The organism is Staphylococcus felis, assembly GCF_003012915.1.
GTDB classification, from domain to species: Bacteria; Bacillota; Bacilli; order Staphylococcales; family Staphylococcaceae; genus Staphylococcus; species Staphylococcus felis.
Window position 1 is genome coordinate 2,073,513 of record NZ_CP027770.1, and the last position, 14,683, is coordinate 2,088,195.

Below are 14,683 nucleotides of genomic sequence, written 5' to 3' on the forward strand. Positions count from 1 at the left end.
TCCTAATTCCAAACTCGAGAAACTGTGTAGATATCGCCTAATTGTTTGATTTTATCTGCAACTTTATAAACTTCATGTACATTTTTTACCATTATACTTAAGTTAATGACAGCATTTTTATCGATATCTGATTTGCCAGACACTTTTACCAGTTGGCTTGAAGTGCTTGTGACAGCTTGAAGTACTTCATTAAGTAAACCATTTCGATCATATGCTGTAACTTCTAAATCAACTTGATACTTTTGTGAAGCATCTTTAGATTTAACCCACTCGACATCAATCAGACGATCGGTTTCATTTTTAATATTAGGACAATCAGTTCGATGGACTTTAATCCCGTGCCCTTTTGTAATATAACCCACAATTTGATCTCCTGGAATCGGGTTGCAACACTTTGATAGTTTGATTAGAACATTATCTAACCCTTCTACGTAAACACCTGAATCTGTTGTGATGTGATCTTTGATTGGCACCGATTTTGTGACTTCTTGTGCTTGATTTAGGGCTTTTTGCTTGTTTTCAATACGTATAGGTTCAGTTAATTTATTGACAATCTGATTGGATGTCACACCACCAAAACCAACTGCAGCATATAAATCATCTTCGTTTGCAAAATTATATTTGTCATTGACTACCTTCAAGTTACGTTCTGTTAACACTTCATCTGGTTTAAATCCTTGTTCTTTCAATTCAGCTTCAACCATAAATTTGCCTTTTTCAATATTTGATGATCGATCTTGCTTTTTGAAAAAACTTTTGATTTTGCTTTTTGCGCTGGAAGATTTGACGATTTTGAGCCAATCACGACTAGGACCATATGAATGTTTGCTCGTTCTGATTTCGACTATATCACCTGTTTGCAAAACATAGTCAATCGGTACAATTTTACCATTTACTTTAGCACCTATCATTTTATTACCGACTTCACTATGAATAGCATAAGCGAAATCAATAGGTACCGCACCATAAGGCAGCTCGATGACATCGCTCGCTGGTGTAAATGCATATACTTTGTCACTTTGTAAGTCAAATTTTAATGATTCTATAAATTCTTGCGCATCCGATGAAGTGTGATCTGTTTCAGCAATATCTTTGAGCCAGTTTAATTTTTGATTGTAAGATGTTTGATCTGTATTCAGTTGCTTACCTTCCTTATAAGCCCAATGCGCTGCGACACCGTGTTCAGCAATTTCATGCATTTCATGTGTTCTAATTTGTATTTCTAAAGGATCTCCATTTGGGCCTACAACGGTTGTATGTAATGATTGATACATATTTTGTTTCGGCATCGCAATATAATCTTTAAAACGCCCAGGCATAGGTTTCCACAATGTATGGACCAACCCTAAAACAGCATAACAGTCTTTAATTGAATTAACGATAATTCGAACGGCTAATAAGTCGAAAATTTGATCAAACTGTTTTTTTTGCTTCATCATTTTTCGATATATACTGTAAATATGTTTTGGACGGCCACTGATTTCGCCTTCTATATGCATGATATCCAACTCTTTTTGGATATTTTGAATAGCATTTTTGATGTATGCTTCACGTTCGCTTCTTTTTTTCTTCATAAGATTTACAATACGGAAATACTGAATATTATCAATATATCGTAAAGCAATATCTTCAAGCTCCCATTTAATCGTGTTAATACCTAGTCTATGTGCAAGTGGTGCATAGATTTCAAGTGTTTCCTTTGAAATTCGAATCTGTTTTTCTCTAGGCATAGCACGTAACGTTCTCATATTATGTAATCGATCAGCTAATTTAACTAAAATAACACGAACATCTTTAGCAATCGCTATAAATAATTTTCTATGGTTTTCTGCTTGTTGTTCCTCTTTCGAGCGATATTTGACCTTTTTTAACTTGGTTACACCGTCTACAATCGTTGCAATTTCAACATTGAACATTTCAGCAACATCATCGAACGTGTACGGTGTATCTTCTATCACGTCATGTAAAAATCCCGCTACTATTGTCGGGCCATCAAGGTGCATTTCTGTCAATATACCAGCAACTTGTATGGGATGCATAATGTATGGTAAACCGTTTTTTCGAAATTGCCCTTCATGTGCTTTATAAGCAATGTGGTAACTTTTCAAAACGAACTCATACTGCTCTTTACTCAGGTATGTTTTGGCTTTATATAGGACTTCATCAGCACTGTATGGATATTCGTTGTTCATTAGGACACCCCCACATTTTAAATAATATCTTTATCATACTACATGATAGTTGAGAATTGAACCATTAAAAGTTATGTATTCAATAAAATCAAAAGTAAAGTGTTTCACATTTAAATTTTGATATTGAAATAAATTAAAGAACACGTGAAAATATATTTCTATCAACTCACAACCTCAAGTTATGCGTCTAAACATATTTTAACGTGTTCATATCTTTTACTTAGGCATCATACGAAATAAGTGATAAAACATCGTAATCTTTAATTTTTTCAATACCTCCTAAGTATGCAAGTTCAATGATAAAAGTAATCCCAGCCACAATACCACCTTGTTTTTCGACAAGATGAATAGCTGCTTCAATTGTGCCTCCTGTGGCAAGTAAATCATCTGTAATTAAGACACGTTGCCCCGGCTTAATTGCGTCTTTATGCATCGTCAAAACATTACTTCCATATTCTAATTTGTATTCATAACGAATCACTTCTCTAGGTAATTTGCCTTCTTTACGAACAGGTGCAAAGCCAATTCCCATAGCATATGCCACAGGACATCCAATAATAAATCCACGCGCTTCTGGCCCAACCACAATATCCACATTTTTGGACTTTGCGTATTCTACAATCTGATCAGTAGCATAACCATAGGCTTCTCCATTATCCATAATCGTTGTAATATCTTTAAAATTAACACCCTTTTTAGGCCAATCTTGTACTTCTGAAACGTATTGTTTTAAATCCATTGTGTTCCTCCTAATTTTCATGTACCATTTGGTCTTCAACCCATGATTTAATCATACTAAAATTTTGATATAATAACGTTTTTTCAACTTCAATTCTATGAAGACGTGCTTGGTAAATTCGACTTGATTCGATAGTTCTTTTCTCAGTTGTTGCTGCTATAGAAATTAATCCATCTTTTTGTACGATAAGCTCTAAATCTAAAAAGACCTTTAATATAAATTTTAAGATATTAGGTTTAATATCCAAATATCGACTTAATTTTACACCATCTTCTACTAAATTTGTTTGTCCTTTTTGGTAAAGCGCTTTGTAACATTTTTTAAACAATTCAGGTTTAGGCATCCCATCAAAGTAAACAGAATATTGATGCTGAAATACTAAATAAACTTGAGATGCATTTAACTGTTTTAAAGACGTTTGAATATCCTCAATAGTCAATGGCAAATCACGTAAAACACATTTTTCGTATGAATTTGGAATAGGCTCACCGTAATAATATTCATGTTCATTTTGTTTATCTTCACTTGGATGGATTAAATAACTCACATTACGATCAAATTGAGGTAATTTCTTATTTTTATTCCTATAATCCAATATCTGCCTATCTTTACTTTGAATATCAGTCATGATTATTTGTGGTGATTGATATCCATTCCATTCGTTAACTTGAAGTTCACCTATTAAATCTACATTTTGATCTACCATTAACTCTTGTGCTAATGTGCCATTATTCCAATATAGGCCTTGCAAACTTTGCTCATTAAATACAAGTTTAAGATGATTCTTTTTTTGTCCTATAGATTTAACTTGATTAATCGATAAATCATTTAAACGAAATGTAGGTTTTTCAAAATCTGAACCAAAGGGACGTAAACGTTCGATCGATTGAATATTATCTATCGTCATGTCTGTTATATCTAACACCGCATCTACGTGGCGAACTGGTTTTAAATCTTTAGAATGGTATGAAGCCTTCATCCATTCATTTAGTCCGTTTCTTAAAGCATCTACGTTCTCAATTGATAAAGTTAATCCCGCTGCCATATGGTGGCCCCCAAACTTCTCAATGCAATGTGTTTGATTATTTAGCGCTTGATACATAGATATTTGTGCAATACTACGCGCTGAGCCTTTAGCATGTGATTGAGTGTGATCAATATTTAAAATCATGGTCGGTAGATTAAACGTTTCAACGATGCGTGAAGCAACAATTCCTAAAACACCTTCATGCCAGTCCTCTTTTGCTAATACTAAGAACTGGTGATTTTTCTCTATATATGTTTTGGCCATCGTCATTGCCTCTTCAGTAATTGCTTGAACGATATTTTTGCGTTCATTATTAAAATATTCAACTTGTTCTGCTAAAAATAGCGCCTCGTCTTTTTCTTTAGTTCTTAACAATTCGACTGCTAATCCAGCATCTTCTAATCGACCCACTGCATTGAGTCGGGGTCCAATTAAAAAGCCTATTGTTTCTTCTGTAATGACCTCATCAAAGCTTGCTTGCTTGAGTAGTGCTTGAATAGAAACTGGCGTTTTTTCATTGATAAGCGAGAGCCCTTTTTTGACAATATATCGATTTTCATCTGTCATTGATACGAGGTCAGCAATTGTCCCGATCATCGCAAAAATCCAATACTCACTGGGAATCTCTTTCAGTAAATTTTGTGCCAATTTCAAAGCAACACCAGCACCACACAAATATTGAAACGGATAGTCAAAATTGGGATGCATAGGATGAATAATTGCATAAGCGTTAGGTAAAGTATCTCCTATCTCGTGATGATCAGTTACGATAACATCCATACCTAACTCATTGGCAATATCAATTTCATTATGTCCTTGTATGCCATTATCTACTGTTATGATGAGCTGAACCCCCTCATCATATGCATTGCGAAAGGCTCCTTCGCTCGGACCGTATCCTTCTGAAAATCGATTAGGAATATACCAATTGACATGCGCACCTAATTGTTCCAATGCATCAACTAATATTGATGTTGACGTTACACCATCAGCATCATAATCGCCATAAACTAGAATCGATTCTTGTTTCTGAATTGCCTTATGTATACGCTCTGTAGCGCGAGTCATATCACTAAGCGCTTCAGGTGAATGACTCATATCACTTGAACTCAGTATTGCTTCGATAGTCTCTCTAGATGTAAAACCTTTGCTTTCTAAAACTTGACTCATCATTGGTGTCAAATTGAATTCTTTTATTAATGATGACTCTATTTTATTATTATTGTCTTTTGCCAACCATTGATATTTAGATTGAATCATAAACTATCCCGCCTCTTTCTCAAACGTATTATATCGAAAAACAGCATAAATAAAAAGCATTGATAGATGAAAAAATGGCTCTCAGTCAAATTGGACTGGTCGCATTAAATTAAGGCGTTATGCAATAATGGATTGCTTAACGCCTTTTTCGTTGTGTGATCATAAAGTCTTGAACATTAATTTCTCTTTTAATACAACATAAATCAGTAAAATTGAGTTGGTAAAACATATTTTATAACTTAGGGGTGTGAATAAATATAGCACATTTGATTGATTCCTAAGCCGAAACTTCTAAGGCGCCTAGAAAAGCGAGGCTTTATGGAACAATCAAATAAATGAAATTATTTATATACCAGTCCGATTTACTATAGAACCGAAAAAATAAAGTGGTTAAAATAGAACTTTACGTTTAACGTTCTATTTAACCACTTTCTTGTCGTTTGGAATTATACTAATACTTTTTCATCATTTGTTCTTTTACGTTTATGCACGATTAACTTATGTTGATCAGATTTACGTAATTCACGTTTCTTCAGCATTCCCCATAGTGGAACTGCAATAAAGATTGATGAATATACCCCTGATACTAGACCAATTAAAAGTGCAAGTGAGAAATTGAATATGCTTGATGCCCCTAAAACAAGTAAAGCCACCACAACGATTACGACAGTTAACACTGTATTAAACGAACGCGTTAAAGTTTGTCTGATTGAACTATTTACAATATAATCAATTTCACTTTCTTTCGTAATGACCTTCACTTTAGACAGCATTTCACGAACACGGTCAAATGTCACAATCGTATCATTAATAGAATAACCAATGATTGTTAACACAGCAGCAATGAATGTAATATCAACTTCAAGACGTAATAAGCTAAACACAGCTATAATCATAAAAGCATCATGTAATAACGAAATAATAGACGCTATACCCATGCGCCATTCAAAACGCAATGTAATGTATATAATCATGCCGATAGAAGCTAAAATAACAGCCATCATTGCATTTTTTGCAAGTTCTTGACCGATTACTGGCGATACCGTATTAATCGATGGTTCATTTCCATAAGCTTCATTCAGGTTTGTTTTAAGTTTAGCAATTTCATCTTTTGTTAAATCGTCCTTATATTGCATAGAAAGATTTTCATCATTTTGACCACCAATTGAAAGCTGATTTGGTGATAAATCTAGAGATTCCATCTTCTTCTCAACGTCTGCTTGTTTTAAGGCTTGATTACTTTGTAAATCCACACGTGTTCCTGAAGTGAAATCTATACCAAGGTTCAGTTTGAAAATAAATAATATGACAACACCAGCCAAAATAATAACACCACTAAAAGCAAATAAAGGTTTTGCCAACTTCATAAAATGAATACGATCATATGGGGTGCTTAAGTCAGGAACATCGTAACCTTCATTAATATTATGAATTTGTGATTTTTTAACACCAAACCACCATAATCTCTTCTTAAACACATTAGAATGTACGATTAATGCAAGTAAGATGCGAGTTAAAAAGACAGCTGTCACAAAACTCATTAAAATGGCTAATAATAACATTGTTGCAAATCCTTTTACAGAACTTTCACCAAAGAAGAAAAGTACTGTAGCTGCAAGTACTGTCGTTAAGTTGGCATCTAATATTGTAATAAACGAACTTTTATTCGCCCGTTTATAGGCTTGCTTTAATGTTCGGCCAATGCGCAATTCATCTTTTATTCTTTCGTACATAATAATATTCGCATCAACAGCCATACCCACACCTAATACTAATGCGGCAAGTCCTGGTAATGTTAATACACCGGAGATAAAGTTAAATGCGACTAATGTCAAATAAATATAAGTCGTCAATGTAATAACCGCAATCAATCCAGGAATGCGATAGAATAAAAGCATGAATAAGAAAATAATGCTTATCCCTATAATAGAGGCATAGATTGTTTTATCAAGTGCATCTTGTCCGAATTGCGCACCTACTGAAGTCGAATAAATTTCTTTTAAATCAACAGGTAGCGACCCTGAATTTAATAAATCTGCAATTTGTTTGGCTTCTGCTATACCGTCGTCACCTTGAAATCCACCAGATATCTCAACATTTGTAGAATTAATAGGTTCATCTACAGTTGCGGCAGAAATATATTTAGGATCTTCTTTTGTTTTTTCTTTTTGATAGCTATCACCTTTTTGATAGTCTAACCAAACAACCATTACATTTTCAGTTTGTTTTGATATATTGTCAGTTACTTTTCTGAATTTATCACTGTCCTTAAGTCTAAAAGTAACAGCAGGCTGATTGGTATTTTGCTTGAATTCCTGTTTTGCTGAACCTTGTACTAAATCTTTGCCGGTTAAGAGTACTTTATCGTTAGCATCACGAATCGTTAAGTTAGCTTGTGATGATAATATTTCACGCGCTTGATTTTGATCTTTAACCCCTGCAAGTTGTACACGGATACGATTGCCGTCTTCAACTTGAATTTTAGGTTCAGACACACCTAAAACATTGACACGCTGCTCTAATGTTTTAGCTGTGGATTGAACTGCTGTATTATCAATAGTATCACCTTTTTGCAAAGGTTGAACTTGATATAACACTTCAAATCCACCTTGAAGGTCAAGTCCTAAGTTGACATCTTTGACTACATTTTTTGAACTCATTGCCATACCACCGAACAAAAGTATGACAATCAATAAAAATGCAATCAATCTACTTACTTTTTTCACATAAACACCTCTTTTTGACTTTTCTCACGTTACTAGCATACTTTAATGCTTTAAAAATTCGCAAGCTATTTTATCATAAAAATAAAAAAGATATGGAATCCCATATCTTTTTCGATATTCAAACATGTCGTACTTCTTTATTTAAGAGGGATCAACTTGTTTAATCGCTTGTTTTTCAAATGTTAACTCATTGCCTTTACCGTCTACTGTAATAACAGCAGTTGTTTCATCAACTGCACGAACAGTACCTTTGATTCCACCAATTGTAGTTACACGTTGACCTGATTGTAATTCTTCAACCATTTGTCGGTGCTCTTTTGCACGTTTTTGTTGTGGACGAATCATAAAGAACCACATTACAACAAATAAAAGAATTAATGGTAATAAACTCACTAATGAAGACATAAAATTTTTTCTCCTATTCTAAAAGTTTTTGGGATTTTCAACATTTAAGCCATACTGCTCATAAAACGCTTCTTTAAAATCTAAAAGACGATCTTCACGTATAGCTTGTCTAACATCCTCCATTAATTTTAGCAGAAAATGTAAGTTATGGTAAGTCGTAAGGCGAATACCAAACGTTTCATCTGCTTTAATTAAATGACGTAAATAAGCGCGTGTGTAATGACGACATGTATAGCAATCACAATTTTCATCTAATGGTCTAAAGTCATCTTTAAATTGCGCATTTTTAACAACTAATCGACCTTTAGAAGTCATACACGTCCCATTTCTTGCAATTCGAGTAGGTAAAACACAATCAAACATATCCATTCCTAAAATACTACATTCAATGAGTGCATCAGGCGATCCGACCCCCATCAAATAACGTGGTTTATCTTTAGGCATAAATTGTTCGGTATACTTCACCATTTCATACATCACCGGTTTAGGTTCACCGACTGATAACCCTCCAATCGCATAACCAGGAAAGTCTAATTCAACAAGTTCTTGGGCAGACTGTTTTCGTAAATCCTTATACTCTCCGCCCTGTATAATTCCGAATAAAGCTTGTTCATCAGGTCGCTGATGTGCTTTTAAACAACGCTTAGCCCATCTAGTGGTACGTTCAAGAGAATCTTTAACGTAATCGTATTCGGCTGGCATAGGTGGACATTCGTCAAAAGCCATAATAATATCCGATCCTAAATCATTTTGGATTTGAATTGAATCTTCAGGAGACATAAATAATTTAGATCCATTTGTATGATGTCTAAATTCGACGCCTTCTTCTGATATTTTCCGTAAGTTACTCAAACTGAAAACTTGGAAACCACCCGAATCCGTTAAAATCGGTCCATCCCAATTCATAAACTGGTGTAATCCTCCAGCTTTTTTAACAATATCATTTCCTGGTTGAAGCCATAAATGATACGTATTACCGAGCAAAATTTTCGTGTTCATCGCTTTGAGTTCTTCAGGACTCATCGTTTTTACAGTCGCTTTTGTTCCGACAGGCATAAACATAGGCGTTTCAAATGAACCGTGAGGCGTATGTACAATACCCAATCTTGCTCCTGATTGTTTACATGTTTTGATATGTTCATATGTTACAGCTGGCATGAAAACGCTCCTTCTATCTTAAATAATGATCATCGCATCGCCAAAGCTAAAAAAGCGATACTGATGATTTACTGCATGTTGATATGCATTTAATATATATTGTTTTGAACTAAACGCAGATACAAGCATGACTAAGGTTGACTTTGGTAAATGAAAGTTCGTAATTAATCCATCAATAGCTTTAAACTCAAATCCTGGATAAATAAAAATATCTGTCCATCCACTTGATGCCACAAAATCATTATGATCCCGATATATTGTTTCAAGTGTTCGTGTAGAAGTTGTACCGACTGATATGACACGTCCACCGCTTAGTCTAGTATCTCTAAGGATTCGAGCTGTTTCCTCTGTCATTTGATAATATTCACTGTGCATGTCATGATCATCAATATTTTCAACACTCACAGGTCTAAAAGTACCTAATCCTACATGTAATGTCACAAATGCAATCTTTACACCTTTTTCTTGTATATCAGAAAGTAATGATTCAGTAAAATGTAATCCTGCAGTTGGAGCAGCAGCAGATCCACTTTCTTTAGCGTACACTGTTTGGTAACGATCTTTTTCATCTAGTCTTTCTTTAATATATGGCGGAAGTGGCATTTCGCCTAGCTCATCCAGTCGCTCTTGCAAAATACCATCATAGTTTAAGCGCATAATTCTGCCGCCTTGGGATCGTTCCTCAATACATGTTGCTTTAATCTTGCCATCACCAAAAACAAGTGTTTGCCCTAGCTTGATGCGTTTAGCTGGTTTCAGTAATACTTCCCAATCGTCATTTTCTAATTGCGTTAACATAAGCATTTCAACTTTTGCATGCGTATCTTCTTTGATACCAAATAGGCGTGCTGGCATCACTTTAGTATCATTTAAAACAAGTGTATCACCTTTATTTAAAAAATGAATAATATCTTTAAAGTGAAGATCCTCCACTTTACCTGTGACTTTATTTAAGTGTAGTAATCGACTCGTATCTCTATTTTTTAATGGTGTTTGAGCAATTAACGCTTCAGGTAAATGATAATCAAACTCTTCAATATTCAAAATAATGTCTCCTTACTTAGTCGGGTAGTTAAAATGTTCATAAGCATATGCAGTCGCTTTACGTCCTCTAGGCGTTCGTTCTAAGAAGCCTTTTTGAATCAGAAATGGTTCATAGACATCTTCAATTGTAACGCGCTCTTCGCCAATGGAAACTGCAATTGTATCTAGTCCAACAGGTCCACCGTGGTATTGTTCAATAATACAAGCCATCATTTTATGATCAATATAGTCCAATCCTTCTTCATCAACTTGTAATAGTTGTAATGCATGTTTGGTTGTTTCAATATATATCATGTCATCTTTTTGAACTTGCTGAAAATCTCTCACTCTTTTTAGTAACCTGTTAGCAATTCTCGGTGTCCCCCTACTTCTTTTAGCAATTTCAGAGGCGCTTTCATAGTCTATTTGAGTACCTAATACTTCAGCAGTTCGAATGATAATCTGTTGTAGTTCAATTTCTTTATAATATTCTAAACGCAAATGAACTCCGAAACGATCTCGCAACGGGCTTGTTAAACTACCTGCACGTGTTGTAGCACCGACTAATGTAAATGGAGGCAAATCGATACGTATACTTCTAGCCTCATCACCTTTACCCACGATAATATCTAAGAAAAAATCTTCCATCGCAGGGTACAATACTTCTTCAACTACACTGCTAAGTCTGTGTATTTCATCAATGAACAAGACATCACCTGGCTGTAATGCTGTTAAAATGGCAGCTAAATCCCCTGGGCGCTCAATCGATGGACCTGAGACTGTGCGCATATTCACGTCCATTTCATTTGCAATGATATGAGACAATGTTGTTTTACCTAATCCTGGGGGTCCAAACAACAAGACATGATCTAAAGGCTCTTCACGTAATTTTGCTGCCTCAATGAACACTTCCAAGTTAGATTTAATTGATGATTGACCAATGTACTGTCTTAAATATTCTGGACGCAGGGATAATTCAAATTCATGCTCATGTGAATGTTCATGTCCATCTACTGTACGTTCTTCATTCATGAAATCCCTCCCCAATTATTTTATAAGTTGTTTTAAGCCGAATTTAACAGCATCATCAACACTTTCAAATTGTTGTTGTTTCATTTGTTTTTCTACTTTATTCAGTTCACGTTTAGAATACCCTAAAGCTTCAAGTGCTAGCATCGCTTCATCTTGGACATTCAATTGTTTTTCACTTGTATCCATTTGCATTACAGTTTGTTCAGTTTCTACATCTATGACGACTTTTCCCTTTAGATCTAAAATGATTTGACGTGCTGTTTTCTTTCCGATACCAGGAAATTGAGTCAGATAAGCATCATTTTCATTCTCAATAGCCAATTTAACATCACTTGGCGTGCTCGCCGCTAAAATAGCTAGCGCTGATTTGGGACCTATGCCAGTTACTTTAATTAAACTCGCAAATAAATCTTTTTCTTCTTGATTGATAAAGCCGTATAGCAGGTGTGCATCATCACGTACAATAAGTGTTGTGTGCACTTTCGCTTTTTGATTAATCAATTTTTGAAAACGATAAGAATTCGGCGTATGCACCTCATATGCCACCCCTGAAGTTGTTTCTATAACAATATGTGTCGGGTTTAATTCGGTAATTTCCCCGTATAAATAAGCGTACATATCATTCAAACTCCTTACATGTTCATTCCAATTATATCAACATTATAAACGTTATCCATCTGTCTTAGCTGATTGATGATTTCATAAGCATTCATAGAAGACTCAGTAGCATTTAAAGATAAAGTAATAGACGCACGACCATCAATCGGGACACTTTGGTGTATTGTCAAAACTGATAATTTGTACTCAGATAATTGATCAAGAATATAAGCTAACGTTCCTACTTTGTCATTTACAAACAAAACAAGCGTAAACTCATTACTTGTTTGTTTTAACGCTTCTAACGGAAATATAGTATCTCGATATTTATAGAACGCACTTCTAGAACAGTCATGCATATTAACAGCTTCTTGGATAGTAAGAGAATGGTTGTCTTTTAATGATTTTTTTACATTCAGCACCTTTTGTACTACATAAGGTAAGACATCTTCTCGAATTAGATAAAATTGATGTTCCATATTACCTTATAAAACCTCCTCATTTACTCAACAAACTCAAATTCTCCACCTAAGATACGTACGATATCTCCATTTTCAGCGCCTCTTTCCCGTAAAGCGTCATCAATTCCCATCGATCTCATTTGTCGGGCGAAACGTCGCACAGCGGGATCACTGTTAAAATCAGTCATTTTAAACATACGCTCAATTGCATTACCACTCACAACATACGCACCATCATCATCTCGCGTGATTTCGAATTTATCTTGAGATGGGGTATGCTTGTAAAGCACGCGATTAACACCAACTGAATCTTCATCTAAACTAAAGTCTATATCTTTTACCGATTCAAGTGTATTGGCAATCTCATATAGTAATTGATCAATATTTTCTCGTGTATATGAAGAAATAGGTATTACTGTCACATCAGAATCGAGCTGTGCTTTAAAAAGTTCGAGCTGTTCTTGTGATTCAGGCATATCCATTTTATTTGCCACAATAATTTGTGGTCTCTCGTCTAACCGCTGTTTATATGCAGTTAATTCTTTATTAATTGTGACATAGTCGTCAAATGGGTCTCGACCTTCCATACCACTCATATCAACCACATGAACAATAACTTTTGTACGCTCAACATGACGTAAAAATTGATGACCTAGACCAACACCTTCAGACGCGCCCTCAATAAGACCTGGCAAATCAGCCATCACAAAGCTTCGTTGATCAGGTGTTGTGACAACACCTAAATTAGGTTGAATAGTTGTAAAATGATATGCACCAATTTTAGGTTTTGCTTTTGAAACAATTGAAAGTAATGTAGATTTACCTACGCTTGGGAAACCTACTAATCCGACATCAGCTAATAATTTTAATTCTAAAGTAACTTCAATTTCTTCTCCGGGTTCTCCATTTTCACTAAAATCTGGTGCTGGGTTTTTTGGAGAGGCAAAGCGAGAATTCCCACGGCCACCACGGCCACCTTTAGCAACAACCGCACGTTGTCCATGTTCAATCAAATCAGCTAAAACTTCTTCATTGTCACTATTTTTAATAGTAGTACCTGGCGGAACCTTTAATACCAAATCTTCAGCATTTTTACCATGCATATTACTACCTTGGCCATTTTCTCCCTTTTTAGCTTTAAATTGCCGTTGATATCGAAAATCCATCAAAGTACGAAGGCCTTCGTCAACTTCAAATACAACTGATGCACCACGGCCACCGTCTCCTCCTGCAGGACCACCAAAAGGGACATATTTTTCGCGACGATAAGCTGTGATACCATTACCACCATCGCCCGCTTTTAAAAATATCTTTACTTGATCGACAAACATCTTTTCACCTCTTTTTCACTATTTTATCTTTATTATCACTCATTTTGAAGTCATTTATAAGACGTATAAAAAATAAACACCAGAAGGCAACTTCTGGTGTTTAAATTAGACAAATTATTCAGCAACTGCGTATACAGATACTTGTTTTTTGTCGCGACCTTTACGTTCGAATTTTACAACGCCGTCGATTTTAGCGAATAATGTATCATCGCCACCACGACCTACGTTTTCACCTGGGTAAATTTTAGTACCACGTTGGCGGAAAAGGATAGAACCACCAGTAACGAATTGACCGTCCGCACGTTTAGCACCTAAACGTTTAGATTCTGAATCACGTCCGTTCTTTGTAGAACTTACCCCTTTCTTAGATGCGAAAAATTGTAAGTTTAATTTTAACATGAGTTACACCTCACTTAAGATTTAATTTAATATAGTCACTATATTCATCTTCAATAGTTTGCAAAGAAACTATCATCGCTTGTAGTATAAGTTGCGCTTGCTCATTTGATGTATCAATTGTGCGCACATGAAAATATCCACCATCATCATCGTAATCAATATCAGGCTTTTCAGAAGTTAATCCCATTATAGCATTCACACTTCCAAATAGTACAGCAGTCGCTCCCGCACAGACAATATCTTGACCATACTCAGCAAAACCAGCATGACCTGTCATGATTACATCAGTTACTTGACCTTCGTCATTTAAACTGATATCAACATTAATCATAA

The 14,683-nt window shown here is 35.2% G+C and carries 13 protein-coding genes; all 13 read right to left on the reverse strand.

The annotated features are described in order from the left end of the window. Positions 1-2: 2 nt before the first annotated feature. Positions 3-2,192 carry a RelA/SpoT family protein gene (locus tag C7J90_RS09735; protein WP_103210023.1) on the reverse strand — a complete coding sequence of 730 codons (2,190 nt, stop codon included), beginning with the start codon at positions 2,190-2,192 and terminating at the stop codon, positions 3-5. A gap of 220 nt (positions 2,193-2,412) precedes the next feature. Continuing rightward, entirely contained in the window at positions 2,413-2,931 is a 519-nt protein-coding gene (locus tag C7J90_RS09740; RefSeq protein ID WP_103210025.1) for an adenine phosphoribosyltransferase, read from the reverse strand. Between the two features lie 10 nt (positions 2,932-2,941). Then, positions 2,942-5,218: a single-stranded-DNA-specific exonuclease RecJ gene (recJ, locus tag C7J90_RS09745; RefSeq protein ID WP_103210027.1), complete on the reverse strand. Its 2,277-nt coding sequence runs from the start codon at positions 5,216-5,218 to the stop codon at positions 2,942-2,944. A 446-nt stretch (positions 5,219-5,664) separates the two neighbouring features. Then, positions 5,665-7,944 carry a protein translocase subunit SecDF gene (secDF, locus tag C7J90_RS09750; protein WP_103207713.1) on the reverse strand — a complete coding sequence of 760 codons (2,280 nt, stop codon included), beginning with the start codon at positions 7,942-7,944 and terminating at the stop codon, positions 5,665-5,667. Positions 7,945-8,085: 141 nt separating this feature from the next. Continuing rightward, positions 8,086-8,349: a preprotein translocase subunit YajC gene (gene yajC / locus C7J90_RS09755; RefSeq protein ID WP_103207715.1), complete on the reverse strand. Its 264-nt coding sequence runs from the start codon at positions 8,347-8,349 to the stop codon at positions 8,086-8,088. Between the two features lie 18 nt (positions 8,350-8,367). Next, positions 8,368-9,507: a tRNA guanosine(34) transglycosylase Tgt gene (gene tgt / locus C7J90_RS09760; protein ID WP_103207716.1), complete on the reverse strand. Its 1,140-nt coding sequence runs from the start codon at positions 9,505-9,507 to the stop codon at positions 8,368-8,370. An 18-nt stretch (positions 9,508-9,525) separates the two neighbouring features. Further along, positions 9,526-10,551, reverse strand: a complete 1,026-nt coding sequence (gene queA / locus C7J90_RS09765) for a tRNA preQ1(34) S-adenosylmethionine ribosyltransferase-isomerase QueA (RefSeq protein WP_103207717.1) — start codon at positions 10,549-10,551, stop codon at positions 9,526-9,528. Between the two features lie 12 nt (positions 10,552-10,563). Further along, on the reverse strand, positions 10,564-11,562 hold the full coding sequence (ruvB, locus tag C7J90_RS09770) for a Holliday junction branch migration DNA helicase RuvB (RefSeq protein ID WP_103207719.1): 999 nt from the start codon (positions 11,560-11,562) through the stop codon (positions 10,564-10,566). Positions 11,563-11,577: 15 nt separating this feature from the next. Next, the gene (ruvA, locus tag C7J90_RS09775; RefSeq protein ID WP_103207721.1) at positions 11,578-12,180 is read right to left on the reverse strand and encodes a Holliday junction branch migration protein RuvA; all 603 of its coding nucleotides are present in this window, start codon (positions 12,178-12,180) and stop codon (positions 11,578-11,580) included. 14 nt (positions 12,181-12,194) lie between these two features. Continuing rightward, on the reverse strand, positions 12,195-12,638 hold the full coding sequence (locus C7J90_RS09780) for an ACT domain-containing protein (protein WP_103207723.1): 444 nt from the start codon (positions 12,636-12,638) through the stop codon (positions 12,195-12,197). Between the two features lie 23 nt (positions 12,639-12,661). Beyond that, positions 12,662-13,951, reverse strand: coding sequence for a GTPase ObgE (obgE, locus tag C7J90_RS09785; RefSeq protein WP_103207725.1), 1,290 nt, complete (start codon positions 13,949-13,951; stop codon positions 12,662-12,664). Between the two features lie 114 nt (positions 13,952-14,065). Continuing rightward, a complete protein-coding gene (rpmA, locus tag C7J90_RS09790; RefSeq protein ID WP_014613716.1) occupies positions 14,066-14,350 on the reverse strand; it encodes a 50S ribosomal protein L27 in 285 nt (94 codons plus the stop codon). A 10-nt stretch (positions 14,351-14,360) separates the two neighbouring features. Further along, positions 14,361-14,681: a ribosomal-processing cysteine protease Prp gene (locus C7J90_RS09795; RefSeq protein WP_103207727.1), complete on the reverse strand. Its 321-nt coding sequence runs from the start codon at positions 14,679-14,681 to the stop codon at positions 14,361-14,363. Positions 14,682-14,683: the final 2 nt, after the last annotated feature.

Coding starts and splice junctions, on each gene's coding strand:
- obgE (WP_103207725.1), bottom strand. CDS start 13,951: ATGTTTGTCGATCAAGTAAAGATATTTTTAAAAGCGGGCGATGGTGGT.
- ruvB (WP_103207719.1), bottom strand. CDS start 11,562: ATGAATGAAGAACGTACAGTAGATGGACATGAACATTCACATGAGCAT.
- rpmA (WP_014613716.1), bottom strand. CDS start 14,350: ATGTTAAAATTAAACTTACAATTTTTCGCATCTAAGAAAGGGGTAAGT.
- tgt (WP_103207716.1), bottom strand. CDS start 9,507: ATGCCAGCTGTAACATATGAACATATCAAAACATGTAAACAATCAGGA.
- yajC (WP_103207715.1), bottom strand. CDS start 8,349: ATGTCTTCATTAGTGAGTTTATTACCATTAATTCTTTTATTTGTTGTA.
- C7J90_RS09795 (WP_103207727.1), bottom strand. CDS start 14,681: ATGATTAATGTTGATATCAGTTTAAATGACGAAGGTCAAGTAACTGAT.
- recJ (WP_103210027.1), bottom strand. CDS start 5,218: ATGATTCAATCTAAATATCAATGGTTGGCAAAAGACAATAATAATAAA.
- ruvA (WP_103207721.1), bottom strand. CDS start 12,180: ATGTACGCTTATTTATACGGGGAAATTACCGAATTAAACCCGACACAT.
- C7J90_RS09735 (WP_103210023.1), bottom strand. CDS start 2,192: ATGAACAACGAATATCCATACAGTGCTGATGAAGTCCTATATAAAGCC.
- C7J90_RS09740 (WP_103210025.1), bottom strand. CDS start 2,931: ATGGATTTAAAACAATACGTTTCAGAAGTACAAGATTGGCCTAAAAAG.
- C7J90_RS09780 (WP_103207723.1), bottom strand. CDS start 12,638: ATGGAACATCAATTTTATCTAATTCGAGAAGATGTCTTACCTTATGTA.